The 25,083-nt window shown below is 71.9% G+C and carries 25 protein-coding genes; 14 read left to right on the forward strand and 11 right to left on the reverse strand.

Annotation, left to right across the window (positions count from 1 at the left end):
• The first annotated feature begins 148 nt into the window (after window positions 1–148).
• The 5 genes from RM609_RS00650 to RM609_RS00670 all read left to right on the forward strand — a co-directional run bounded on the left by RM609_RS00650 (window position 149) and on the right by RM609_RS00670 (window position 4,164).
• Window positions 149–934, forward strand: coding sequence for a cupin domain-containing protein (locus tag RM609_RS00650; protein ID WP_311606941.1), 786 nt, complete (start codon window positions 149–151; stop codon window positions 932–934).
• A 38-nt stretch (window positions 935–972) separates the two neighbouring features.
• Window positions 973–1,533 carry a DJ-1/PfpI family protein gene (locus RM609_RS00655; RefSeq protein ID WP_311606943.1) on the forward strand — a complete coding sequence of 187 codons (561 nt, stop codon included), beginning with the start codon at window positions 973–975 and terminating at the stop codon, window positions 1,531–1,533.
• 91 nt (window positions 1,534–1,624) lie between these two features.
• A complete protein-coding gene (locus RM609_RS00660; RefSeq protein WP_311606944.1) occupies window positions 1,625–2,353 on the forward strand; it encodes an HAD family hydrolase in 729 nt (242 codons plus the stop codon).
• 47 nt (window positions 2,354–2,400) lie between these two features.
• Window positions 2,401–3,075: a type 1 glutamine amidotransferase domain-containing protein gene (locus tag RM609_RS00665; RefSeq protein ID WP_311606946.1), complete on the forward strand. Its 675-nt coding sequence runs from the start codon at window positions 2,401–2,403 to the stop codon at window positions 3,073–3,075.
• A 177-nt stretch (window positions 3,076–3,252) separates the two neighbouring features.
• Complete coding sequence (locus RM609_RS00670) at window positions 3,253–4,164, forward strand: LysR family transcriptional regulator (RefSeq protein ID WP_311606947.1); 912 nt, start codon at window positions 3,253–3,255, stop codon at window positions 4,162–4,164.
• A 25-nt stretch (window positions 4,165–4,189) separates the two neighbouring features.
• On the opposite strand, the gene RM609_RS00675 is transcribed toward RM609_RS00670, so the two are convergent.
• Entirely contained in the window at window positions 4,190–5,578 is a 1,389-nt protein-coding gene (locus RM609_RS00675) for an MFS transporter (protein ID WP_311606948.1), read from the reverse strand.
• Window positions 5,579–5,664: 86 nt separating this feature from the next.
• Between RM609_RS00675 and RM609_RS00680 the strand changes: the two genes are divergently transcribed.
• The 8 genes from RM609_RS00680 to RM609_RS00715 all read left to right on the forward strand — a co-directional run bounded on the left by RM609_RS00680 (window position 5,665) and on the right by RM609_RS00715 (window position 13,392).
• Entirely contained in the window at window positions 5,665–6,597 is a 933-nt protein-coding gene (locus RM609_RS00680) for a LysR family transcriptional regulator (RefSeq protein WP_311606950.1), read from the forward strand.
• Window positions 6,598–6,729: 132 nt separating this feature from the next.
• Window positions 6,730–7,497, forward strand: a complete 768-nt coding sequence (locus tag RM609_RS00685) for an antibiotic biosynthesis monooxygenase (RefSeq protein WP_311606952.1) — start codon at window positions 6,730–6,732, stop codon at window positions 7,495–7,497.
• A 140-nt stretch (window positions 7,498–7,637) separates the two neighbouring features.
• The gene (locus RM609_RS00690) at window positions 7,638–9,008 is read left to right on the forward strand and encodes a condensation domain-containing protein (RefSeq protein ID WP_311606956.1); all 1,371 of its coding nucleotides are present in this window, start codon (window positions 7,638–7,640) and stop codon (window positions 9,006–9,008) included.
• 116 nt (window positions 9,009–9,124) lie between these two features.
• Entirely contained in the window at window positions 9,125–10,012 is an 888-nt protein-coding gene (locus RM609_RS00695; protein ID WP_311606959.1) for a diiron oxygenase, read from the forward strand.
• Window positions 9,996–10,253 carry a phosphopantetheine-binding protein gene (locus RM609_RS00700; protein WP_311606962.1) on the forward strand — a complete coding sequence of 86 codons (258 nt, stop codon included), beginning with the start codon at window positions 9,996–9,998 and terminating at the stop codon, window positions 10,251–10,253. The genes RM609_RS00695 and RM609_RS00700 overlap by 17 nt, the downstream gene beginning before the upstream one ends.
• The gene (locus tag RM609_RS00705; protein ID WP_311606968.1) at window positions 10,243–11,109 is read left to right on the forward strand and encodes an aminoacyl--tRNA ligase-related protein; all 867 of its coding nucleotides are present in this window, start codon (window positions 10,243–10,245) and stop codon (window positions 11,107–11,109) included. Before RM609_RS00700 ends, RM609_RS00705 begins: the two co-directional genes overlap by 11 nt.
• Window positions 11,110–11,185: 76 nt before the next feature.
• The gene (locus RM609_RS00710; RefSeq protein WP_311606969.1) at window positions 11,186–12,205 is read left to right on the forward strand and encodes an agmatine deiminase family protein; all 1,020 of its coding nucleotides are present in this window, start codon (window positions 11,186–11,188) and stop codon (window positions 12,203–12,205) included.
• The gene (locus RM609_RS00715; protein ID WP_311606979.1) at window positions 12,202–13,392 is read left to right on the forward strand and encodes an MFS transporter; all 1,191 of its coding nucleotides are present in this window, start codon (window positions 12,202–12,204) and stop codon (window positions 13,390–13,392) included. Before RM609_RS00710 ends, RM609_RS00715 begins: the two co-directional genes overlap by 4 nt.
• 47 nt (window positions 13,393–13,439) lie before the next feature.
• On the opposite strand, the gene RM609_RS00720 is transcribed toward RM609_RS00715, so the two are convergent.
• Complete coding sequence (locus tag RM609_RS00720) at window positions 13,440–14,540, reverse strand: calcium:cation antiporter (protein ID WP_311606982.1); 1,101 nt, start codon at window positions 14,538–14,540, stop codon at window positions 13,440–13,442.
• Between the two features lie 119 nt (window positions 14,541–14,659).
• Here RM609_RS00720 and RM609_RS34695 point away from each other — a divergent pair, with 119 nt between their 5' ends.
• A complete protein-coding gene (locus RM609_RS34695) occupies window positions 14,660–14,737 on the forward strand; it encodes a hypothetical protein (protein ID WP_472926819.1) in 78 nt (25 codons plus the stop codon).
• A gap of 34 nt (window positions 14,738–14,771) precedes the next feature.
• Here RM609_RS34695 and RM609_RS00725 read toward each other — a convergent pair whose 3' ends face one another.
• The 9 genes from RM609_RS00725 to RM609_RS00765 all read right to left on the reverse strand — a co-directional run bounded on the left by RM609_RS00725 (window position 14,772) and on the right by RM609_RS00765 (window position 24,844).
• On the reverse strand, window positions 14,772–15,965 hold the full coding sequence (locus tag RM609_RS00725) for a saccharopine dehydrogenase family protein (protein WP_311606983.1): 1,194 nt from the start codon (window positions 15,963–15,965) through the stop codon (window positions 14,772–14,774).
• A gap of 65 nt (window positions 15,966–16,030) precedes the next feature.
• Complete coding sequence (locus RM609_RS00730) at window positions 16,031–16,807, reverse strand: hypothetical protein (protein ID WP_311606984.1); 777 nt, start codon at window positions 16,805–16,807, stop codon at window positions 16,031–16,033.
• A gap of 64 nt (window positions 16,808–16,871) precedes the next feature.
• Window positions 16,872–17,669 (reverse strand): 3-hydroxybutyrate dehydrogenase, encoded by a 798-nt coding sequence (locus RM609_RS00735; RefSeq protein WP_311606986.1) that lies wholly within the window; start codon window positions 17,667–17,669, stop codon window positions 16,872–16,874.
• Window positions 17,670–17,685: 16 nt separating this feature from the next.
• The gene (locus tag RM609_RS00740) at window positions 17,686–20,049 is read right to left on the reverse strand and encodes an Orn/Lys/Arg family decarboxylase (RefSeq protein WP_311606988.1); all 2,364 of its coding nucleotides are present in this window, start codon (window positions 20,047–20,049) and stop codon (window positions 17,686–17,688) included.
• Between the two features lie 133 nt (window positions 20,050–20,182).
• Window positions 20,183–20,413: a hypothetical protein gene (locus RM609_RS00745; protein ID WP_229356369.1), complete on the reverse strand. Its 231-nt coding sequence runs from the start codon at window positions 20,411–20,413 to the stop codon at window positions 20,183–20,185.
• Between the two features lie 122 nt (window positions 20,414–20,535).
• Window positions 20,536–21,813, reverse strand: coding sequence for an MFS transporter (locus tag RM609_RS00750; RefSeq protein WP_311606991.1), 1,278 nt, complete (start codon window positions 21,811–21,813; stop codon window positions 20,536–20,538).
• Entirely contained in the window at window positions 21,810–23,129 is a 1,320-nt protein-coding gene (locus RM609_RS00755) for a lipase/acyltransferase domain-containing protein (RefSeq protein WP_311606992.1), read from the reverse strand. The genes RM609_RS00750 and RM609_RS00755 overlap by 4 nt, the downstream gene beginning before the upstream one ends.
• A 42-nt stretch (window positions 23,130–23,171) precedes the next feature.
• On the reverse strand, window positions 23,172–23,384 hold the full coding sequence (locus RM609_RS00760; protein WP_311606994.1) for a hypothetical protein: 213 nt from the start codon (window positions 23,382–23,384) through the stop codon (window positions 23,172–23,174).
• A gap of 218 nt (window positions 23,385–23,602) precedes the next feature.
• A complete protein-coding gene (locus RM609_RS00765) occupies window positions 23,603–24,844 on the reverse strand; it encodes a S8 family peptidase (protein ID WP_311606996.1) in 1,242 nt (413 codons plus the stop codon).
• Window positions 24,845–25,083 lie beyond the last annotated feature (239 nt).

A 25,083-nucleotide genomic window follows, 5' to 3' on the forward strand; every position in this document is an offset into this window, starting at 1 on the left:
ACGAAAGGATTCCTTATCGGGGGTGCATGGAGAACTATTTGGCCCGCCTTCCCGGACGGTATAGCGTCAGTGCGTCGGCCCGCCGGACGAGGGGGTTCGGGGACGGTTTCCCGGGGGCCGCGGGGATTGCACGCAAGAGGGGGAGACAATGCCCGTACCGAGTAATGACGTCATACCCGTCGACGTCGCGGAAAACCTAGTGGTGCGGATCGATCCGGGCCCGCGCGACTTCGCGGTGCTCCGTGAAGTGGTCCGCAAGGGAAGCCGGGTGGGAAACGAGCGGCTGGACGCGGACGAGCATCTGAACGAGGTCATTCCCAAGCCCTGGGGCCTGGAATACCGGGTGTTCGTCGACGACTTCCTCGACGTATGGAATCTGCGGATCGAGGAGGGGCACGCCACTTCGCTGCACGTCCATCCGCGCAAGCTGACCTATCTGCTCTGCCTGGGTGGGCAGGGCGTCGCCAGGACCCTCTCCGCGGAGTATCCGGTCGGCGTCGGCACCCTGCTGAGGATCGGCGGCGGGGCGTTCCACTCCACGCGCTCGCTCGGGCCCGGCCCGCTCTTCCTCGTCGAGGTCGAGGCGCCCCGCAACAAGTTCGACCTGATCCGGCTGCGCGACGGGTACAGCCGGGAGAACAGCGGTTACGAGTCCGAGCACCGGGAACTGGCGGAGCTGCCCGTCCGCCCGGTGCCGTATCTGCCCGAGGCCCGGATGCGCGACCGCTCGCCCTGCGGCGGCTTCCGGTTCGAGATCCGGGCGGGCATGGACATCTTCTACCGGCCCCGCCCGGAGGACCTCTTCCACATCCCGCTGGGACTGACCGGAGTGGTCACCGGGGAGCTGGGGATCCTCGCGCCGGCCCGCGGCGACAACCGGCGGCCGGCCGTCGACGAGTACTACCTGAGCCTCGCGCTCGCCACCACGGCATGAACGCACACGTCATGAACGAACAGGAGAAAGGATCCGTCATGACTTATCGCGCGGTGATCGTCACCGGTCCGGGATTCCAGGACCACGACGTCGTCTACACCTACTACCGCCTCCTGGAGGAGGGCTGGCACGCGGACGTCGCCACCAGGGACGGCGGCGAGGTCACCGGCAAGTACGGGGTGCCGCTGCCCATGGACAAGACCGCCAAGCCGCTCGTCTCCTTCGACCAGCTAGACGTGGCCGGGTACGACGCGGTCATCCTCACCGGCGGCCACGAGGCCCCGGACCGGGTGCGCCAGGACGCGCGGGTGCTGGACTTCGTCCGGGGCATGGACGCCGCGGGGAAGGTCGTCGCGGGGCTCTGCCACGGCCCGTGGATCATGGTCAGCGCCGGGGTGCTCAGGGGCCGCAAGGCGTGCGCCTACATCGGGCTGCGGGACGACGTCGTCAACGCGGGCGCCCATGTCGTGGACGGCGACGTGGTGGTGGACGGCCACATCGTCACCTGCTCCTACTACGGCTACGTCGGCCGCTTCATGCAGGCCGTCCTCGAGACCGTACGGAACCGTACGGCGACTCCCGAGCCGGTGGCGCCCTGAGCGTGCGGGCCCACCGCAGGCGCGGGGACGGGCGAGCCGTTCCGTCCCGGAACCCCCGCCCGTCCCCGCGCGCCCACGAAGGAGCACAGCCATGCTGATACTCGACTTCGACGGCGTCGTCTGCGACGCCTTCGAGGAGTGCGCGGTCGTCACCCGCCACGCCGGGGACGGCGCCGCGGCCACCGCCGCGAAGTCCCCGGCCGAGCTGGCCGCCGGGCTCGCCCCGGCGTTCCTCGACCGGTTCCGGGCCGTGCGCCCGCACTCCCGGCTGCTGGACCACTTCATGGTGGCCCTCGACCCCCGCAGCGAACGCCTCGGGGGCCAGGAGGAGTTCACCGCCCTGTTCGACGACATCCCGGCCGACCGGCGGGAGCGGCTGGTCGCGGGGGCCACCGCGCTCCGGGCGGAACTGCGCCGCCGGCACCGCGCCGAGTGGCTGGGGATGCACCGGCTGTACCCCGGGATCCGCGGCCTGCTGGAGCGGCACTCGGGGCGCACCGGCATCGTCACCGCGAAGGACGAGGCGTCCGTGTGGGAGATCCTCGCCCACCACGGCCTCGACCGTGCCGTGGTGTCGGTGGTGGGCGAGTGCTCCGACAAGCGCGCCGCGGTGCTGGAGCTGGTCGCCGAGGACGGGCTGCGGCCCGAGCACGCCACATTCGTCGACGACAACCTGCGCAACGCCCTCCAGGTGCGGGACACCGGCGCCCGCGCCCTGTGGGCCTACTGGGGCTATCACACCGCCGACGACGTACGGAAGTCGCTGCGGCGGCGCGTGCCCCGCGTCTATCTGCCGGAACTGGCCGGGCTTTCGGCATGACGCCCGCCACGGCCATCGGGAACGCGAGCGAGAGGAAGCGCACTGTCATGACCGTCAAGGTTCTGTTCGCCCTCACCAGCCATGGGAGGCTGGGCGACACGGGTCGCGCCACGGGCTTCTACGTACCGGAAGTGGCCCATCCGGCCAGGGTGTTCGCGGAGGCGGGCTGCGAGATCGGCTTCGTCTCGGTGCAGGGCGGCGCGCCGCCCCGGGACGGGGTGAAGCCGGACGACACCGTCGTCGCCGGTTTCCTCGCCGACCCCGCGACGCGGCGCGCGCTGAGCGAGACCCCCACCGCGGACGCGGTGGACGCCGGATCGGTGGACATCCTCTACTACGCCGGCGGGCACGGCGCCATGTGGGACTTCCCCCACGACACCGCCCTGGCCGCGCTCGGCGCCCGGGTGTACGAGCGCGGCGGCGTGGTGGCGGCGGTGTGCCACGGGCCGGCCGGGCTGGTCGATCTGCGGCTCTCCGACGGGACCCACCTCGTCGAGGGCAAACAGGTCTCGTCGTTCACCGACGACGAGGAGGCGGCCGTCGGACTGACCGGCGTGGTGCCGTTCCCGCTGGAGACCACGCTGACGCGGCGGGGCGCGAAGTTCTCCAAGGCCCCGGACTTCACCGAGCACGCCGTCGCCGACGGCCGCCTGGTGACCGGGCAGAACCCCGCCTCCGCCGTCAAGGTGGCCCGGCTCGCGCTGGCCGCGTCGCGGCCCTGAGCGACGGCGCGAACACAAAGCACCAGCTCCCCCTGGGAGCTGGTGCTTCCGTATGCCGTACCCACAAGCTCGGCGTCCGCCGCAACGCCTCACCGCCGCCGAGCATCTTCATGTACGAACAGCGAAATGTACGAACAGCGAACATACTGTCGGCGTCATCACGGGGGAGACAGGCCGATGCAGTCCATGCAGCTGGGGTGGCTCCGTACCTTCGTCTACGTATACCGGCGTGGTTCGTTCACCCGGGCCGCGCGGGAGCTCGGGCTGTCCCAGCCGGCGGTCACCCAGCAGATCCGGGCGCTGGAGACGAAGCTCGGCAGACAGCTCTTCGAGAGGATGCCGGAAGGGGCGCGTCCCACTCCGGCCGCCGAGACCCTCATCCGTGAGGTGGAGTCGCCCATCGACACCCTGGGGCTGGTCACCGACCGGATCACCAGCTGCTCCAGGGCGGTGCCGGACCGGCCCGTCCTCCTCGGCGGGCCCAACGAGCTGCTCACCACCCGCGTCCTGCCCGCCGTCAGCGAGCTCGTACGCGGCGGGGTGCGGCTGTGGTGCGGGTTCGGGCTGGCCGACGCGCTGCTCCAGGAGCTGTCGGACGGCCGTTTCGACCTGGTGCTGTCCACCAAGCGGCCGCGGTCGCGGGCGTTCTCGGCGATCGCCCTCTTCGACGAGGAGTTCGTCCTGCTCGCCTCGCCCGGGCTGCGTGACGAGATCCCGCTGGACCGGATGGTCGACGAGGGCCCCGCCGTGCTGGAGAAGTACCCGGTCATCGCCTACGCGGAGTCGCTGCCCATCGTGCGCCGCTACTGGCGCAGCGTCTTCGACGCCACGCCCGGGACGGCGCCCGCCGTGGTGGTGCCCGATCTACGGGGCGTCCTGGCGGCCGTCCGCGCCTCCGCCGGAATCTCCGTCCTGCCCACGTATCTGTGCGGGGACGAGCTGGCGCGCGGTGAGGTGGTGCCGCTGCTGGAGCCGGAGATCCCGCCGATCAACACCATCTACCTCACCACCCGCGCGGGCGGCCGGCACCAGCCTCATGTCCAGCTGGTGCACGGCCAGTTGCTGCTGAAGGCGCCGCTGTGGGGCTGAGCCCGGCCCGTGCCGCGCCCGGCGGTCACGCGGGCGCCGGCCGGGCCGCGGCCACCAGGGCCAGCGCGAGGACGGCGCCCACGGCCAGGGTGACGCCCGAGGCGTGGAGGGTGGCCTGGGTGCCCAGCACCGCGACGCCCAGCGCGGCGCCCGCCTGCCGGCAGGCGTTGAGCGCCCCCTGGCCGGTGGCGGCGTACCGGGCGGGGGCGGCGGCCGCCATGTCGGCCGTGGCCCCGGGGATGGCCAGGGTCGAGCCGAAGGCCAGCAGCACCTGCGCGACCGTGATCAGGGCGAACGGGGAGTCCTGCGAGCAGAACGCGAGGGCCGCGCCCGCGGCGGCGTCCAGCCCCAGCCCCGCGTACAGCACGGGCCGGGCGCCCCAGCGCGCGACGATCCGGCCGGTGAAGTACGGCATGAAGCACATGGGCAGGGTCATCGGCAGAAACGCCAGCCCGGTCCGCAAGGGTGAGAGCCCGCGCTCGTCGACGAGCCACTGGGTGAGGGCGAACAACAGCCCGTAGAAGAGGAAGGACGCCATCCCGCCAGCCACCAGGTCGGCGCGGACCCGGGGCAGGCCGGTCAGCGCGGGCGGCAGGGCGGGGGCCTCGGCGCGCCGCTCCGCGAGCGCCAGCAGGACCAGGGCCAGCGCCGCCACGCCCAGCGCCGCCAGCGGCAGCGGCCGTCCCCAGCCGTCCGTGTTCGCCGCGATCAGGCCGTAGGTGAGCGAGCCCAGGGCGAGCACCGACAGCAGCATCCCGGCGCGGTCGGGGCGGGCGGCGGACTCGGGTCGTTCCCCGCTGAGCCGGCGGGCGGCCAGCAGGGCGAGGAAGGCGATCGGCGGGTTGACGAGGAACACCAGCCGCCAGCCGCCCTGGTCCACGAGCAGGCCGCCCAGCACCGGCCCGGCGATCAGCCCGATGCTGCTGAGCGCCGCCCAGGAACCCACCGCCCGCATCCGTTCCTTGGGGTCGGGATGGAGCCGGGCCAGCAGTGCCAGCGAGGCGGGCACCAGCCCGGCCGCTGCCACGCCCAGCAGCGCCCGTCCGGCGATCAGCGTGCCCACGTTCGGGGCCAGGGCGCTGAGCAGCGAGATCGCCCCGAAGCCGACGAGCGCCGCGCGGTAGACACGGCGGGGCCCGAAGCGGTCGGAGACGACGCCGGCGACGAGCAGCAGCCCGGCGAAGACGACGGTGTAGGCGTCGACCGCCCACGGCAGGGCCGCCGCCGGGGCGCCGAGGTCCTCCCGTACGTCCGGCAGCGCCACATTGAGGATCGAAGTGTCCAGGAGGACGAGGAAGTTGCCGGCGACCACCCCGGCGAAGAGCAGGCGCGGGCCGGACGGGCGCGCCGCGCCGTGTTTCGCCCCGGGCTCCGTCCGTGGGATCCGTTCGGCTCTGTCATTCGTTGTCGGCATGGCCCCAAGGCTCGCGGCCCGGGGGACATCCGGCCAGGCCGGTTCTTCGATGACCCCATCGAACTTCCCGATGGCATGCTGGGGCCATGGACTCTCGCTATCTCAGGGCCTTTGTGACGGTCGTGGACACGGGCGGGATCTCGGCCGCGGCCGCCGCGCTCGGCTACGCGCAGTCCACGCTCAGCGTCCAGCTGCGGCGGCTGGAGAAGGAGTTGGACGCGGAGGTGCTGCGCCGCTCGCCGACCGGCACCACCCTCACCGAGGCGGGACGGCTGCTGCTGCCGTACGCCCGGGAGTCGCTGGAGCTGGAGGAGCGGATGCGGCGCGCCGTCGGCGACCGGGCGCCCCGGCTGCGGCTGGGGGCACTGGAGTCCCTCGCGGTGGAGTGGCTGCCGGACATCCTCGCGGCGTTCGGGCGCGGGGCGGCCGGGCCGGGCACCGGGGCGGCGGAGGTGCGGCTGAAGGTCGCGGGGCGGGCCGTGCTCCAGGAGGAGCTGGCCGCCGGGCGGCTGGACCTCGTCTTTCTGTTCGACAACGGGGCTCCGGGTGGCGGCCCGTCCTTGGTGGTCGGCCACGACCGGACCGTCGCGGTCACCGGGCCCGGGCACCGGCTGGCCCGGGCCCGGGGGCTCGCCCCGGAGGAGCTGCTGGAGGAGGAGTTCCTGGTGGCCGAGGCGGGCTGCACCTCGCAGATGCTCGTCGACCGCTTCGGCCGCGACCTGTCCCCGCGCGCCCGTCTGGGCATGGTCACCGGCTCCCTCGCCGCCCTCCGCCGCCTCGCCGCCCACGGCCGGGGCATCGCGCTCCTCCCCCACCTCGCCGCCCGGCAGGATCTGGACACGGGCGAGCTGGTCGAGCTGGACGTCCGGCAGGGCCTGGAGCCGGTCAGTATCGAGGCCCGCTGGCGCACGGGGCTCGGCCCCGCCGAGCGCCCCCTCCAGGCGCTGATCTCCCTGGCCCGCCGCAACGCGCCCTGGGCCGCGGAGTCGTCGCTCACCGGTGTGGCGCGCTCCGCCTGACCCGCCCGGCGGTGGGTGACCGCGGATATGCGGATATTCAGCGGGCGATGCCCCTGCGGCCTCTCCTTATTTGCCGCGCTTCCGGGCCGCTGCTTCACTCGGGTTCCCAACGGAGTTCAAGGGGGAAACCACGTGATCACCGTGATAGCCGAGCAGCGGGTCGTCCCGGGCCGTGAAGAGGAACTCGACGCCCTGATGACCGGATTGCGCGACGCCATTCTCGAGAGCGAGCCGGGCTGTCTGCGTTTCGACTACGTCCGCACCGAGGAATCACCGCTGCGCCGCCTCGTCGTCGAGGAGTACCGTGACGCGGCGGCGCTGGAGACCCACCGGGGATCGCGTCATCTCCGGGAATTCCTGCCCCGGTTGCTGGCCTGCCTGACCGAATTCCCGAAGGTCACCACATACCGGAACGTGGCGCCCGGGCCGGATTCCGTGCCGGATTCCCTGTTCCACGTCGGCATGGTGGTGCCCGACCTGGAGAAGGCGATGGCGCTCCACTCCGACGTGCTCGGCATCGAGTTCACCGAACCGCATGTCTTCCGGATCCCCCGGCTGGAGGACCCGGATCCGCACCCTGCGGAGCTGACCGCCGTGTTCTCCCGCACGGGAGCGCCCTACTACGAGCTCATCCAGGCCGCCGGGGACGGCATCATCTCGGCCGCCCACTGCGGGAGGATCCTCTACTACGGCGTCTGGGAGCCCGACATGGACGCCCGGCTGGAGCGGCTGCGGCAACAGGGCGTCGGCGTGGACGCCTGCTTCCGCTCCGGTCCGGGCGCCACCCCGTTCGCCGTGATCACCGCTCCCGATCTGCTGGGCGCGCGTGTCGAGTACGTCGGTCTGAGCGACCGGCCGCCGATCGAGGAGTGGGTGCGCACCGGGCGCTACCCGGAGTGAACGGGACGTTCTGCTCCCAACGATCAAGTGCGCGGGAAGTCTTGTGCCGCCGGTACCGCTCCCCAATAATGATCACCCTCTGAACCGACAGAGATGCTCATGACAAGCGGTGGTCGACACGGGGGCGGAACGACGGCGTGATGAGTCCCGAACGAAAACAGGCGGCCTTCACGGGCACACGGAGCGTCGAGGCCGGGCTCACCTGGAGCCAGCAGGAGATCTGGTCCCTCATCGAGGACGCGGCACCCGAGGACCACGTCTACAACGTGGTGGGCGTCATCGACGTCCCGGACGGCACGCGCGTCGACGAACTCCGCTGTCTGCGGGCGGTGTCCTTCTTCGTCTCGCGCCACGAGGCACTGCGCACGCTCTTCCCCCGGGACCGGCACGGACGGGTCTCCCAGCGGGTGCTGCGAGAGGGCGTTGTCCCCGTCGCGGTGGCGCGCACGGACGAGCCGGACACCGCCGGACTCGGCGTCGCCGGGCTCACCGCCGCGTTACGCGAGGACTTCGGCTCCCGGCCCTTCTCGTACGCGGACGAACTCCCCGTACGGATCGGGCTGGTCGTCTCCGGCGGCGACGTCCGCGCGGCCGTCTACGCGTTCTCGCACATGGCCGTCGACTGGTTCGGGCTCGACGCCCTGCTCCAGGAGGTCCGCGCCTACTTCCGCGACGGCGAGACATTGCCTCCGCTCGCCGACGACGCGACGCGCCCGGCCGACCTGGCGAACTGGCAGGCGTCGCCCGAGGGCGTCGCCAAGGGCACCCGCGCCCTGCGCCACATCGAGGCGACCTTCGGCGGCCGGCCACTGCTGTTCCTGCCCCCGGCGCTCGGCACGGACGCGGCCGGCCCCGGGCACCACCGGGCCGCCCTGCGCTCGCCCGCCGCGAACCTCGCGACCGGCGTGATCGCCCGGCACATGGGCATGAGCACGACGTCGGTCGTCCTCGGCTGCGCGGCCGCGCTGCTCGGCGAGACGACCGGCAGCGGCACCGTGGACCTCCTCCTCACCAGCTCCCAGCGGTTCGACCGGGACCTGCGGCACATGGTCGCGACCCTGATGCAGGAGGCGTACTTCTCCGTCGACGTCACCGGCGCGGATGTCTTCGAGATCATCAAGCGCTCGTGGCGGGCGTCGATCAGCGCCTACCGCAACGCGGGCTGCGCCACCGACGCGCTGGCCGCCCTGCTCGGCCGCCTCGGGGACGGGCCCGACGCCCCGCTGAAGCTCCTCCACTGTTTCAACGACAAGCGCGGCCGGACCGAACCGGTCCCCCTCGCCCCCGGGACGGACCCCCAGGACCTCCTGGACGACTCCACGCTCACCCGGCTCCCGGTCACCGAGCGGGAACCCTTCTACCTGGTCGTCGACGGCGACCAGGAGGCCATGGAGTTCTCCCTGACCTGCGACGCCGCGCACTTCACGCCGGCGGACACCGAGGGCTTCCTCCGGGCACTGGAGAGCTCCCTCGTCACCGCGGCCGCCCACGTGCGCGCCGCCGGCGGCTGACCCGCGGCCGTACCGGCTTTCCGAATCCCCCACGCAATCCCCCACGCAATCCCCCACTCACGACAACCCATCGCGAACCCTCCGCCGTCCTCCGGGCGGCCAGTCAGAGGTGCACCATGAACGACGCCGGTACCGGCGCCATGCTCGCGCGGCTCTCCGAGAAGTCGCGGCACGACCACTACAACCCGTACACCCGGTTCTCCTGGCCGGATCAGGTACCCGAGGACTCCTGGTGGATGACGCCGGAGTACCTCACCGTGCACGGCACGGGCCTGGTCGAGGACGAGAGGATCCTCAAGGCGCTGGCCCGCCGTGAGACCGTCAACTTCTTCAGCCTCCACGTCCACGGCATCCGCGAGCTGATGATCGGGGTGTCCCGGCGCATCCACACCCCGGACTTCGCCGACTACAACGAATACCTCCACCACTTCATCGGCGAAGAGAACGCACACATGTGGTTCTTCGCCGAGTTCTGCTACCGCTACGCGGGCGGGATCTACCCGGAGGCGTACTCCCCGGTACGCGGCGAGGGCTTCGGCCCCGCCTGGGAGGACGTCGTGGTCTTCGCCAGGATCCTGATCTTCGAAGAGATCTTCGACTACTTCAACAGCCGGCTGGGCAAGTCCGGTGAGATCCCCGGGATCCTGCGGGAGATCCACGCCGTGCACCACCACGACGAGAGCCGGCACGTGGCGTTCGGCAAGCAGCTGCTCAAGCACCTCTACGCGCGGGCCTGCGAGCAGGACCAGGCGGGGCCCGAGCGCCGCCTGGAGATAGAGAACTACATCAAGTCCTATATGACGTACTCGGTGCGCAGCCTCTACAGCCCCCACGCCTATCGCGACTCCGGGATGCCGAACGCCCTCGAGACGCGCCGGAAGGCGATGGCGCACCCGGTGCGGGAGGCGTTCCACAGCAAGGTGATGGCTCGCGTCGACAGGTTCTTCGTGGCAGCCGGGATTTTCCAGACCGCTTGGGGGGTCGGCAATGACGTCAGCAAGTGACGAGGCCATGGAGAAGGTCGTCGACTTCCTCCGGAGGACCAACGACGCCACCGACGCCCTCAACTGGGACCAGGACCTCATCGAGCTGCGGATCCTCGATTCGCTGGCCTTCGTCGAGTTCCTCGTCCTGCTGGAGGAGGTCACGGGTGCGCCCGTCGATCCCGGGACGATCGACGTGGAGAACTTCCGGACCCTCAACCGCATCCACGCGCTGATCGGCGGTGCCGGACATGCCCAGTGACCATCTGTTCCCGCCGGTCGACGTCGCCGACGGCTTCGTCACCCTCGGCCCCACCGCCGTCCGGCTCCGCTCGGCCCTCGACGCGGTCTTCACCGGCTGGGCCGCCGCGGCCGGTGCCGCCGAGGTCCTCTATCCCCCGCTGACCCGGGTCGCCGACCTGGCGCGCTTCGACTACTTCGTCAACTTCCCGCACCTGGCGCTCGCCGCGGCGCCCGTGGACACCTCGGACACCGGCGGCCTGCCCCGGCACCCGGTCGCCCGCGACGAGCGGCTGCGCGCCGACCGGTTGGGCGACGCCGGGCTGATGCTCCCGTCGGCGGCCTGCTACAACGCCTATCTGGCCCTGGCGGGCGCCCGGCTGGACCGGCCGGTGAAGCTGACGACGATCGCGCAGTGCTTCCGCCGCGAGAACGAGTACACCGGGCTGCGCCGGCTGCACGGCTTCACCATGCGGGAGATCATCGCGATCGGCGACCCGGAGACCGTCAAGGAACACCTGGACACCCACAAGTCGCTCATCCTGCGGTTCGCCGACCACCTCGGGCTGAAGCTGGCGACCGAGACGGCCACCGACCCGTTCTTCGACGCCAACGGCTCCCGTGCCGTGATGCAGAAGCTCTTCCCCACCAAGGAGGAGTTCGTCAGCGGCGGCGGGCTCGCCATCGCGTCGGTGAACTACCACCGCAACTTCTTCGGTGAACGGGCCGACATCCTGGTGTCCGGCGTGCAGGCCAGCACCTCGTGCGTGGCCTTCGGCGTCGAACGGTGGCTGCACGTGCTCGCCGGCCGCTTCGACGGCGACTGGGACGCGGCGTACGAGGCGGTGACGTCCTTCGCCCCCGTGACGGCCGGCTGACGGGGCGGACGTACCCGGCCGGTGAGCCCCTCCAAAGCGGGCTCACCGGCCGTCCTTTTGATTGAGGAGATGTGTTGTGACACAACTGCGGATGCCCGCGGAGTGGCATCGGCACGCGGCCTGCCTGATCGCGTGGCCGACCCGGGAGTCGCTGTGGGGTGAGGGTTTCGAGGGCGCCGAGCGCGAATACGCGGCGACGGTCCGGGCCGTCGCGGAGTTCGAGCCCGTCACCGTCGTGGTGCCGCCCGGCCGGGCCGGCCGGGTGCGGGAGCTGTGCGGCGTGGAGATCGACACCGTCGAGATCCCGCTGGACGACTCCTGGCTCAGGGCCTCCGGCCCGGTCTTCGTCCACGGCCCGGCGGGCGAACCGGTCGGCGTGGACTTCCGGTTCAACTCCTTCGGCGAGCGGTTCTTCCCCTACGACCAGGACGAGAAGGCCGGCGAACGCCTCCTGCGCGAACTCGGCGTCGAACGCCGGGGCACCATGACGGTGCTGGAGGGCGGGGCGATCACCGTCGACGGCGAGGGCACCCTCGTCACCACCGAGCAGTGCCTGCTCAACCCCAACCGCAACCCCCGGCTGGGCCGGCGCGACATGGAGGCCGAGCTCGGGCACCTGCTCGGGGTGACCAAGGTGATCTGGCTGCCGTACGGCCACCTGGAGGGGGACACCGACGGGCATGTCGACCACGTGTGCCAGTTCGTGGGGCCGGGCCGGGTCGTCGTCGAGGCCCCCGGCGACCCCGCCGGACCGGACCACGCGCGGCTCAAGGCCAACCGCGCCGTCCTGGAGGCCGCCACCGACGCACACGGGCGCCCCCTGGACATCGTCGAGCTGCCGCCCCGGCAGACCGTGCGCGCGTACGGCGAGGACGTGGGCGTCAGCTACACGAACTTCTACATCGCCAACGGCGGAGTGGTGGTGCCCCTGGCCGGCACCGACGCGGACGCGGACGCCCTCGCCACCCTCGCGGCCGTCTTCCCGGAGCACAAGGTCGTCGGCGTGGAGGCCCGCGCCCTCGCCCTGGGCGACGGCGGAATCCACTGCGTGACGCTGCAACTGCCCGCGGCACGCCGGGAAGCGGGGGCACCGTGAGCGCCCCCGTCGGCGACATACGCGTACCAGCGGACACCCTGCGCCGGGCCCACATCGGGGTCTTCGCCACCTTCGCGCTGATCGGCGTGGTCAACGGCATCCTGGTGGCGCGCCTCCCGGGGCTCGCCGGCAAGCTGGGGCTGGACGCCGGAAAGGTCGGCGTGCTCATCCTCACCTGGGGCATCGCGGCCACGGTGACGATGCAGTGTGTACGCTGGCTCGTCGCCGCCCTGGGCAACCGGGCACTGCTGCGCGTCGGCGCCCCGGCGGTCACCGTCGCGGTGGGCCTCTTCGGCCTCAGCCCCAGCTATCCGCTGCTCCTCGCGGCGGCCGCCTGCTTCGGGATGACCTCCGGTGTCGCCGAGACCATGATGAACGCCCAGGGCAGTCTGGTCGAAAGGCTCTCCGGCCGGCCGCTGATGAACGGTCTCCACGCCGGGTGGAGCACCGGGGCGGTGACGGGCGGGCTGCTGGCGGCGCTGCTGGCCGCCCTCCACGTCTCGTACACCGCGTCGGTGGTGGCCGTCGCGGTGTGCGCGCTGCCGGTCGCGCTGGCGGTGGGCAGGACGTATCTGGACGAGCCGGCCGAGGAGGAGACGTCCGAGGGGCGGCGGGGCCTGCCCGCCAGCGTCTATGTGATCGGCGCGATCTCGTTCCTGGGCCTGCTGCTGGAGGGGCTGGTCGCCGACTGGAGCGGACTGCTCCTCCACGGCGACCTCCACGCCTCCGAGGCGCTCGCCGCGCTCGCCTACCCGGCGTTCGAGCTCGCGACGCTCACGGGCAGGCTGTTCGGCGACCGGCTGCGCGTCCGGGTCGGCGGCCGGCCGCTGCTCGCGGCGGCGGGCGGGGCGACGGCCGTCGGCGTCCTGGTGGTCGTCACCGCCGGGACGGCGCCGGGCGCGATCGCGGGGTTCGCGCTGACGGGCCTGGCGGTGTGCGTGGTCGTCCCGCTGACGATGTCGCTGGCCGGGACGGTCGCGCCGGGCCGCTCGGACGCGGCCATCGCCCAGGTGTCGGCCATGGGCTACTCGGGGCTGCTGGTGGGCCCTGTCGTCATCGGGTTCGTCGCCGAGGCGAGCACGCTGCGCACCGGGATCGGGCTGATGACGGTGGCGGCGCTCCTGATCGCCGCGGGCAGCCGGGCCGTCCCCGCGCACGACGACCACCGCAGGACGCCGGAAGGCTGACGGCACGTGGGGGGCGACTCGGTGACGGCCGAGTCGCCCCCCCACGGTCAGGGGGTGACCGCGAGCTCGATGTAGGCGGCCAGGAGCGAAAGGTGGAGGCCGCCCTGGAGCACGGTGGCCCGGCCCGGGATGACGGTCAGGGTACCGACGACGACGGTGAGGGCGAGCAGCACCATGTGGGTGGCGCCCAGGCCGAGGACGAGCGGGCCCTCCAGCCACACCGAGGCCACCGCGACGGCGGGGATGGTCAGCCCGATGCTGGCCATGGCCGAGCCCAGGCCGAGGTTGAGGCTGGTCTGGACGCGGTCGCGACGGGCCGCGCGCAGGGCCGCGATCGTCTCCGGGAGGAGCACCAGCAGCGCGATGACGACGCCGACGACCGAGGCGGGCAGGCCGGCCGCCGCCACGCCCGACTCGATGGTGGGCGAGACGCCCTTGGCCAGCCCGACCACCGAGACCAGGGCGACGCCCAGCAGACCGAGGCTGACCAGGGCGACGCGGGTGGAGGGCGGGTGGGCGTGGTCGTCGCCGTCGATGACCTCGCCCTCGGCGGTCACGGGCAGGAAGTAGTCGCGGTGGCGGATGGTCTGGGTCGCCACGAACAGGCCGTAGAGGATGAGCGCGGCGGTCGCCGCGAAGACGAGCTGGGGCGGGGAGAACCGGGGCCCCGGGGTGCTGGTGGTGAAGGTCGGCAGGACCAGGCTGAGGCCCGCGAGCGTCGTGACGCTCGCGAGGGCGGCGCCCGTGCCCTCGGCGTTGAACACCGCCACCCGCCGCCGGAGCGCGCCCACCAGCAGGGACAGTCCGACGATGCCGTTACAGGTGATCATGACGGCGGCGAAGACGGTGTCCCGGGCCAGGGAGCTGCTCTTCTCGCCGCCGTCGGCCATCAGCGTGACGATGAGCGCCACTTCGATGATCGTCACCGCGACCGCCAGGACCAGTGACCCGAATGGTTCACCGACCCGGTGCGCGATCACTTCCGCGTGGTGCACGGCGGCGAGGACCGCGCCGGCCAGACAGCAGCTGACCAGGACGACCATCCCGACGGACAGTGACCGTCCCCAGGTCATGGCCAGCACGACGGCGGCCACGACGGGCACGACGGCGGGCCAGTGGGCGACGGGCAAGCGGAAGCGAGTAGTCATGCCCCAAGCTTCGCAGATGACCTGAAAACCCGACCAAGGCGGATTGACCTCACCATCACCGAGCGAACCAGCCATGAGCCGGATAAATTGGACGGAAGCTCCCCTGGATAGGAGGCGTCATGTCGTCGAAGCGCCGTCGCAAGAAGAAGCAGCGCCGCAAGCACGCGGCCAACCACGGCCGCCGGCCCCAGTGCTGAGACAAGGCCCGGCGGCCCTGTCCCGAGGACCGCGTCAGCGCGCGTGCCTGACGCGGTACGGGAGGCCGGCCGCGGCCAGCCGTGCCAACAGCGCGTCGCCCATCGCCACGGCGGGGGTGACCTGTCCGGACGTCGTCGGCAGGTCGTCCAGCGCCAGACACAGCGACGCCTCGGCGAACATCTTCGCGGTCTCGCCGTAGCCCGGGTCGCCGCCGGTGAGCTCGGTGAACACCCGTCGTCCGCCGCCCTCCCCCACGAACCGCAGCCGGAACCGGCCGCGGTCCCGCAGGCGCTCGTCCGGCCCACGTCCCGGCCCGTACCGCGCCGTCAGCCATGACCTGACGGGCGGCACCTGCGCGAGGGCCGCGACCGTACCCACCGCGACGGGCCCGGCCAGCGCCATCGGCAGGGTCTTCACGGACGCGTAGTGGCGGTAGCGGAAGTCCGGGCCGTAACGTTCCAGCGCCTCGGCCGAGCGCCGTACGACCACCGGGTCGAGCGTGGGCAGCGGCAGCGCCCAGGTGCCCGTCTCCCTGCTGAACCGCGGCGCCCCCAGCGGCGCCCCGACCCGCCGCCCGGCCGGCCGGGGCTCGTACCGTCGCCGTTCCCGGGCCGCGGCCGCCGCCTGGGCCCGCCGGGAGAGGATCGTCAGCGAAGAGGCGAGCGTGCCGCCGGAGATCAGGCCCATCGCCCGGACGAACCCGTCGACCGTCAGCGGCACCCCTTCCGGGAGCTGCCGCACGGTGAAGTACGCCCCCAGGTCGTGCGGCAGCGAGTCGAAGCCGCACGCGTGCACGAGCCGCGCGCCGGTCTCCCGGGCCCGCGCGCCGTGCCGGACGAACATCAGGTCCACGAACTCCGGCTCGCCCGTGAGGTCCGTGCAGTCGGTGCCCGCCTCCGCGCACGCAGCCACCAGTTCCTCGCCGTAGTGGATGTACGGCCCGACGGTCGACGCGACGACGTGCGTGGACTCCGCGAGCGCCCGCAGGGCCACCGGGTCGGACGCGTCGGCCGTCACGATCCCCAACTCGGCGGCCCGCGCCGGGTCCACCGCCGCCAGCCGTTCCCGAAGCCGTTCCAGCTTGGTCCGGTCGCGCCCGGCGAGCGCCAGCCGGCAGGTTTTCGGCGCGTGTGCCAGCAGGTATTCGGCGGTGAGCTCGCCGACGAACCCGGTCGCTCCGAAGAGCACGACGTCGTAGGGCCGTTGGGGCCCGTCCTGTCTGTTCATGGCGCCTCCGTCTCCAGGGTCCGGTCACTCTAGACCGTGCGCGCCCCGGCGGGCACGGGCCCTGCTCAGCCGCGCACCCGTACGCCGTAACGATTCCGCAGGATGTACAGCTCCCAGCAGGAGACGGCGGTGACGGACGCCGGACCGCCGAGGAACGCCGCGATCCGTACGGCCAGGGGGCCGTTCGGCAGGCCGTCGCCGAGCTGGACGAGGTTGAGCACCCACACCAGGACGGCCGTGAGGACGGCGGGCAGCGCGGCGTGGACGTCGGCGGTGTTGAAGGCGTAGCGGGCGGCGGCGCCCGAGGCGAAGAAGACGAAGGCCGCGGCCCACACCAGGACGGGGATCCCCACCACCAGGGTGACCAGGTAGACCAGCATCTGGGCGAGGTAGTAGTCGTCGAGGACCTTCGCGAGGAAGGCGAAGCCGATGACGGCGCCGACGGCCACGGCCGGCGCGCCCAGGAACCAGGCGATGGCCCTGAGCGGGTAGCGCAGCCGTGCGCGCAGCAGCGGGCGGTGGGACGGCGGCGCGTACCAGATGAAGCCCGCGACGACGAGCGGGCCGACCAGGATGAGGACCAGGGGCGCCAGGAAGAGTTTGGTGAACCCGTCCTCGGCCACCGCGCTCCAGCCGCCGTCCACGCCGTAGACGGATATCAGCAGAAACGTCGTCAGCGCGCCGACGACCGCGCGGGCCTTCTGGACGCGGTCCACGACCGGGTCGGCCACCCGGCCGGGTCCGGGGGTGGCGAAGACGGTGTGCGCGACCGTGCGGGCGTTGGTCAGTATCCCCAGGCAGCCATGGCCTTCCTCCGCCGCCGGCCGCTGTCGCTCCGTCATGAACATGTCCTCCCCGTAATGATCTTCGGGGAGTTTATCCGGGGCCTGCCTCACGCTCGCCCGGTCAGTGGGCGGTCCAGCCGCCGTCCATCACCAGGGTGGTGCCGGTGATGAAGGAGGCGTGCGGCGCGCAGAGGTAGGCGACGGCCTCGGCCACTTCCTCCGGCTCGACGAGCCGCTTGAGCGCCGTGTCGCGCAGGAGGACGTCGGTCAGGACGTCCTCGACGGACAGGGAGTGGGCGGCGGCCTGGTCGGCGAGCTGTTTCTCCACGAGGGGGGTGCGGACGTAGCCGGGGCCGACGCAGTTGGAGGTGACTCCGTGGGCGGCGCCTTCGAGGGCCACGGTCTTCGACAGCCCTTCGAGGCCGTGTTTGGCGGTGACGTAGGCGGACTTGTACGCGGAGGCGCGCAGCCCGTGGACGGAGGAGATGTTGACGACGCGGCCCCAGCCCCGTTCGTACATGTGCGGGAGGGCGCCTCTGATCAGCCGGAAGGGGGCTTCCAGCATGATGGTGAGCATCGTGTGGAAGGCGTCGGGCGGGAAGTCCTGGACGGGGCGGACGAGCTGGATTCCCGCGTTGTTGACGAGGATGTCGGCGCCGGCGGCTGCCTGTTCGGCGGCGTCGAGGTCGGTGAGGTCGAGGACGACGGCCTCGACAGTTCCGGGCAGCCCGGACGCCCGCCGGACGAGCTCGTCGAGACCGGCCGCGTCGCGGTCCAGCGCGCGGACGTGGGCTCCGGCGGCCGCGAGACGTAAGGAGCAGGCCGCCCCTATGCCGCTCGCGGCTCCGGTGACGAGCGCGGTGCGGCCGTGGTGGCCGGGGGTGCCGGACGGGGGTGCGGGCAGGGAAGTGGCGGTCATACCCGCACCCTAGGTGTCAGGGAGCGGGGATGTCCTCGTCCTGACGTACGCACTCGATCGCGTAGTCGCCGGTCTCGTCGTCCACCGTGACGCCGTGGGTCTCGCTGCGGAAGCCGGGGAAGCGGCGGTCGAAGGACTCCAGCGCGCCGAGGTAGCGCAACAGGGGGCCGTCGGCGGCGCCGATGGACTCGCCGGGCATCAGGACCGGGATGCCGGGCGGGGTGACGGTGACCATGGCCGCGGCCACACGGTCCGCCGCGTCGGCGAGACGGACACGCTCGGTGCCCTGGCGGATCAGGCGCTGGTAGCACCACTGGGGCGGGACGACCGGGCGCGGCAACTCCTGGAAGGCGGTGTCGAGGAGGCCGACGAGGTCCGCGTCGCGCAGGTGGTCGTGCATGGAGCGGCACAGTTCGCGCAGGGTCGTGCCGGTGTAGCGGCGGGGGTACTGGGCCACCAGCCCGGGCAGTACGCGGTCCAGGGGCGCGTCCTCGTCGTGGAGCGCCTTGAAGTCCATCAGGGCGTCCAGCAGGGTGCCCCACTTGCCCTTGGTGATACCCATGGAGAAGAGGATGAGCGTGGTGTAGCTGTCGGTCTTCTCCACGACGATGTTGCGGGTGGCGAGGTAGGCCGTCAGGATCCGGGCCGGGATGCCCCAGTCGGCCCAGGTGCCGGTGGCGTCGATACCGGGGCAGGTGAGGGTGACCTTGACCGGGTCGAGCTGGCAGTAGCCGTCGGCGAGGCCGGGGAAGCCGTGCCAGTCGGCGCCCGGTTCGAGCTGCCAGCACGAGGCGTGCGAGCGCAGCAGCTCGGCGGGGGCGTCGGCGAAGTCGTAGCGCTCGCCGGTCGCCGGGTCGGTGACGGCCGGGGGCTGCCAGGCGCCGAAGAACCAGGCGGGGCGGTCGCCCGCCTCCGCGACGCGCCGTCCGGTGCGGGCGACCGCCTGGCGGAAGCGGATCGCCTCGGTGACCGCCTCGTCGATGAGCCAGTGGCCCTGCGGCCCGTCCATCATCCCGGCCGCCACGTCGAGGGAGGCGATGGCCGGGTAGAGCGGCGAGGTCGTCCCGTGCATCATGAACGCCTCGTTGAACCGCTCGTGTTCGACCGGTGCCCTCGGTGAGGGCTTGACGTGCACCATCGCGCTCTGCGACAGCGCCGCCAGCAATTTATGGGTGGACTGGGTGGAGAAGACCGTGGGGCGGTCGGGCCCCTCGAAGGTGTCGGGCCCGACGGACATCCCGTAGCGGCCCGTGTAGAGGGGGTGGAAGCGCGCGTAGGCGAACCACGCCTCGTCGAAGTGGACGCGCGGGGTGCTGGGGGCGAGTTCACGGGCGACCCGGATCGCGTCGTAGCACAGGCCGTCGTAGGTGGAGTTGGTAAGAACGGCGTATTCGGCGTGGGGTGACACCGCGCCCTGGGTGAGCGGGTTGCGGGCGATACGGCCGGCCACGGACGCCGCCCCGATCTCCCCCGGGGGCAGCGGGCCGGCCAGTCCGTAGCCGTTGCGGGTGGGCACGAGATAGACCGGGCGGGCGCCGGAGAGGACGAGTCCGTGGAGGACGGACTTGTGGCAGTTGCGGTCCACCAGGGCGATCTCGTCCTGGGCGACGCAGTAGTGGCCGACCATGCGGTCGGCGGTGGAGTTGCCGTGGAGGACGAAGTAGGTGCGGTCGGCGCCGAAGATCCGGGCGGCGTTGCGCTCGGCCTCGCCGATCGGGCCCGTGTGCTCGAAGAGGGAGCCGAGCTCCTCGACCGAGATCGACAGGTCGCTGCGGAAGAGCCGCTCCCCGTAGTGGTCGAAGAAGGCGCGCCCCACAGGGGACTTCAGGAAGGCCACGCCTCCGGCGTGTGCCGGGGTGTGCCAGGAGTACTCGTGCGCGTCGTCGAAGCGGCGCAAGGCTTTGAAGAACGGCGGGAGGACCGACTGGCGATAGGCGCGCGCCGCGCCGGCGATCCGTCCGGCGATGAACGCCGGGGTGTCCTCCAGCGGCCAGACATAGCCGACGACGGTCTCCGCCACCCACAGGGGCAGCCGCTCGAGGTCGTCGTCGGCGCCGTCCGTCATCACCAGGAGCACGGGCAGGTCCTTGAAGCGCCGCCCGATCTGGCGCAGCACCGCCGCGCCGCCCGTCTCGTCCCCGCGCTTCTCCCCCTGCTCCCCCGGGCTCCGCTTTCCCGGCGGGAGGTCCCAGGACACCACGGCGGCGGCCAGTCCGGCCTCCGTCCGCAGCACCGCCCGGGCGTCGGTCCCGGTGCGGGCCCAGCGCGCTTCGAGGCCCTGCGCCTCCACCTCCTCGCGGATCCTGCGCAGTTGTCCGCCCGCGGCGCCCGCGCCGAGCGGGTCCTCGTCGAGCGCGAACAGCACCGTGCCGCCCACCATGGCATACCCCGTCTGTTGAGATGATCCGTCTGTCCGGACCACGGCAGTGTGCTGGCGGGGTCCGGCCGTCGGTGCTCCTCCGGCGGTCAAACCACTCTCCGGGGCGATTTCGCGCGGCACGGCGCGGGGTGGGTCAGGAGCGCCGCATGGCCAGCTTCCCCACCACCCAGTGGCCGCAGCGGGCGCACTCGGGCGCTCCTTCCCAGCTGTACGGGGGCATCACCGGCAGGTCGTGCATACGGAAGCACTCCCGCTCGAAACCGCTCGACGTCGCACAGCGGACCACCTCGTACTCATGGGTCCAGCTGAGTCCGCAGTGCGCGCACGCGAACTCGACGACGTCTATGCCCTTGTCCGCATTCATCCGCACCCCTCCGGCCTTGGTGACGCACACATCCGGCCATCATCGGGCCGCGCACCCGGGGTGTGAACAAAGGGCGGGGCAAGGGGGCGCCGGGAATCCGTCCAGGTCTTGCCAAGGGGTGACTATCCCCGCGCCGGGGCTCCTCCGCCGCCCGGCGCCAGCAGGGCCACGGCGCTGATCGCGCAGGTCACAGCCGCGTAGTAGGCGGGGATACCGGTGTTCCCGGTGCGCTCGGCCAACTCGGTGACGATCAGGCCGGCGCAGCCGGAGAACACCGCGTTCGCCAGCGCGTAGGACAGCCCGAGGCCCGTGCAGCGCACCCGGGGTGGAAACATCTCCGCCAGCATCGCCGGGCCCGGTCCCGCCATCGCGCCGACCGCCGCTCCGGCGAGGAGGAGCGCGGCGGCCTTCGCCGCGGTGGGGGCCGTGGCGTTCTGAAGAAGCGTCAGCAGGGGGAAGGCGAGCAGGACGACGAGTGCCGCGCCCGCGGCCATCACCGGGCGGCGGCCGACGCGGTCGCTCAGTGCCCCGGCGGGCAGGACGGCGGCGGCGAAGCCGAGGTTGGCCAGGGCGGTGGCGGTCAGGGCCTGTTGGAACGTGGTGCCCACGGTGTGCTGGAGATAGGTCGGGAGGACCACCAGGAAGGTGTAGCCGGCCGCCGCCCAGCCCATGATCCGCCCGATGCCGAGGGCGACGGCCCAAAGCGGCCGGGGCAACTCCTCGGGTACTCCGTCGGCCGCCGGGCCGGCCGTGGCGATGCGCCGGAACTCCGGTGATTCCTCCAGCGTCAGTCTCAGCCACAGCGCCACCGCGCCGAGGGGAAACGCCAGCAGGAAGGGCACCCGCCATCCCCACGCGGTCAGCGCGTCCGGTCCGAGCGTCATCGCCAGCGCGGCGGCGAGCCCCGCCCCGGCCAGCAGGCCCAGGGCGACCGTGCAGGACTGCCACGCCCCGTACAGGCCGCGGCGGCCGGGCGGGGCGTTCTCGGTCAGCAGTGACACCGCGCCGCCGAACTCGCCGCCGGCGGACAGGCCCTGGAGCACCCGCGCCCCGGTGAGGAGCCATGGCGCGGCGGCGCCGAGCGTGGCGTACGTGGGGAGCAGCCCGATGAGGGTGGTGGCCCCGGTCATCAGCGCGAGCGCGAGGACGAGGGCGGGGCGCCGCCCGAACCGGTCCCCGACGCGGCCGAACAGCGCCGCGCCCACAGGCCGGAAGAAGAAGGCCAGGGCGAAGGACGCGTATGTCCTGATCAGCCCCTCGGCGCCGCCCGTCGTTCCGTCGCCGCTGAAGAAATCGGCGGCGATGACCGTGGCCATGTACCCGTACGCCCCGAACTCGTACCACTCGATGAAGTTGCCCACCGAGCCCGCGATCAGGGCGCGTCGTGCTTCCGGTCTCACGGCTCCCGGCAGGTGGTGCGGGGCTGTCCGAGGTGGGTGATCAGCCGGTCGAGGGCGGCTCGGTGGCCGGGGAGGGAGAAGTGGTCGACGCCGGGGTTGTCGGTGAGGGAGAACCGGTGGCAGGGCATCGACCGCCAGGCCAGGACCGCCTCGTTGGTGATGTCCTCCTGGTTGCCGTCGCCGTCGCGGGTCAGAAGGGCCTTGGTGTCCAGGACCTGTCCGGGGGTCAGTCCGGCGAGGCGTGCCCCGACGGTGGTGGGCAGGCCGGAGCCCTTCTCCGCGAAGACGTCGACGCCGGGGAAGGAGCGGGGGCCGGTGAACTCCACGAAGCCGGTGTAGTGGTCGGCGAGCTCCTTGGCCATGGGCAGGCGGGCGTCGGCGAAGAGCCGCGGGTAGTCGCGGGGGGTGTAGGAGCGTCCGGTGGAGGTGTCCTGGACGACGACCTCGCGGTCGCCGAAGACGGCGGGGTCGGCGGCGCTCATATAGGTGGAGGGCGCGCTCAGGTACATCAGGGCGCTGCTGCGGGCGTTCTCCGCGGTCTTCGGGGCGCCGAAGTCCTGGATGTTGAGGCCGGTGAACATCGTCGCGTAGAGCATGCCCTGGCCCGGGAGGTTGCCCGCGAACGGGGTGAAGCCGTGGAGGTATTTGTCCCGCCAGGCGCGGGTGGTGTGGGTGAGCAGGTACTGGGCGTAGAGCGGGCCGTTGGAGTGCCCGGCCAGGTGGACGGGCCGGTCGCCGTTCTCGCGGTAGGTGTCCTCGACGAGCCGGCGGGTCCGCTCCAGGAAGCCGTCCAGGTCGGGGGTGAGCCGGGGGTCGTAGCCGGCGACGCGGATGTCGTGGTCGCGCCGGTATCCGCTCGCCTCGAGGGCCCGGTACAGCGGCTCGTAGGCGGGCGCGCTGTCCGTCCTGCCGTAGCCGGCGACGCGGACGGTGACGCCGGGCGGGTAGGAGAAGCGCTCGGGCATCGGCTTCGCCGGGTCCGGGTCGTAGTGGAGGGTGAGCAGCCGGTCCTGGCAGACCTGGCTGAATTCCGTGCTCGGACGGTCGTTGGCGAACCAGCTTCCGAAGCTGCCGGAGCGCGGGCATCCGGGGGCCGTGGACTGGCCGTCGACGGTCACCTCGAGTCTGGTGAGGCCGTATCCGGGGAAGAACACGACCGGGGTTCTGCCGGGCGGCGGTGAGGCGCCGGCCGCGCCCGGGAACACGGCCAGCGCGATCACCGCCGCGATCACGATCCGAAGCCAGGATTTGACGAGCATCCGGTCCCCACCCCTCACCAGGTCATGGCCGCCGACGGTGCGGTCCACCCTAGCCATGGCCAGTGCTTCGTGAACTCCCTTTTCTCCTTTCCGCCTTCGTCACCGGCAGGTTCGCGGCCGGGACCGCGATCCGAGGACGGTCGCCACCGTCCCGATGAGCCCCAGCGCCTCCGGACTCAGGCCCGGGGAACAGGCGGCGACGACGATGACCACGATCACGACGGTCAGCGCGTCGTATACCTGATCGGCGAGCGGGTGGCGACGAGGCGCACACCGCCGAATCCACTGAATCTGACTGCCCTTCACGATCACTCCCCTAACTGTCGTGACTGGGTTACCGGCGGAACCATGACGTTTCCGCTTAATGGAACTGTGCAGGCTGAAAGGGTGGGCAATCAAATACAAAGCGAATTAGTCACCCTTGTGTCGCAATCCGAAAGGGAAATTAACGCCTTGGGGGCATGCGCAGCCGCCCCCGGCCGGGGTGACCGGCCGGGGGCGACAGGGTGCGACAGGGTGGCGCAGGACCGCTACTGAACGACCTTCAGGAGCTTGTTGGGGGTTCCCGCACCGGGGTTGGCAATCTTGTCGGCGGTGGCGCCCTGGGTCAGGGCGCTCGCCACCTGCTCCGGGGTGGCGTCCTTGTGACCCGCGAGGTACAGCGCGGCGGCACCCACGACGTGCGGGGTGGCCATGGACGTACCGGAGATGGTCTTGGTGCCGGAGTCGCTGTCGTTCCAGTCGGACGTGATGTCCGAGCCGGGGGCGTAGAGGTCGACGACGGCGCCGTAGTTCGAGAAGTCCGACTGCTTGTCGTCCTTGGTGCTGGAGGCGACGGTGATGGCCTCCTTCACCCGGGCCGGGGAGCCCTGGCCGGCGTCGGTGGACTCGTTGCCCGCCGCTACGGCGAAGGTGACGCCCGACGCGATGGCCTTCTGGACGGCGGCGTCGAGCGCCTCGTCCGCGCCGCCGCCGAGGCTCATATTGGCGACGGAGGGGCCCTTGTGGTTCTTGGTGACCCAGTCGATGCCGGACACGACCTGCTCGGTGGTGCCCTGCCCCTCGGCGTTCAGCACCCGCACCGCCACGATCTTGGCCTTCTTGGCCACGCCGTGGGTGGCACCGGCGATGGTGCCCGCCACGTGCGTGCCGTGGCCGTTGCCGTCGTCGGCCTTGTCGTTGTTGTCGACGGCGTTGAAACCGTACGAGGCGCGACCGTCGAAGTCCTTGTGGCTGATGCGCACACCGGTGTCGATGACGTACGCGGTGACACCCTCACCGGCGCTGTCCGGGTAGGCGTACTTCCCGTCGCCCTTGGTCTCGGTCTGGTCGATCCGGTCCAGACCCCAGGAGGGTGGGGCCTCCTGGGTGCCCTTGATGGTGAAGCGGTGGTTCTGCACGACCTTGGCGACGGCGGGGTCGGCGGCGAGCCGCTTCGCCTCCTTCAGGTCGAGGCCGCTGGCGGAGAAGCCGTGGACGGCGGAGCTGTACGTACGCTCCAGCTTGCCGCCGTACCGCTCGGCCAGGCCCTTGCCTTCGGTGGAGACCGCGTGGGCGTCGGCGCTCTTCGCCACACCCTTCGCGCCGTCCTTCAGCAGAACGATGTAGCTGCCGTCGACGGCGTCCTTGGAAGCCGTTCCGAAGACGGTGCCTTCCGCGGGCGCACTCGCTCCTGCGGGCAGGGCCAGCAGGGTGGCTCCGGCGGTCACGGCCGCGGCGGTGGATATCGCCAGGACCAGACGCCGTTTGCCGGTGCGCTTGTGGGCTGCCATAACGAGGGTTCCTCCTCGTGGAGTTGTGGGGGGGCGTCGCGCGTTCGACCACGCGACAACCCGGGGCGAACACGGATTCGCTCCGGGTGATCCAAAACCCTGGCAGTCTTGACGCGCTCAGATCAACACCAATCCAAGATGTGTGGCATACGCAACATTCTTGCGTAACTACAAACAGCAAGGAACGCAGGCAAGTTGGACAGCAACTCCTGATATCGGCTGTCACGTTTTACATCGCC

Source organism: Streptomyces hesseae (assembly GCF_031845785.1).
Lineage (GTDB): Bacteria > Actinomycetota > Actinomycetes > Streptomycetales > Streptomycetaceae > Streptomyces > Streptomyces hesseae.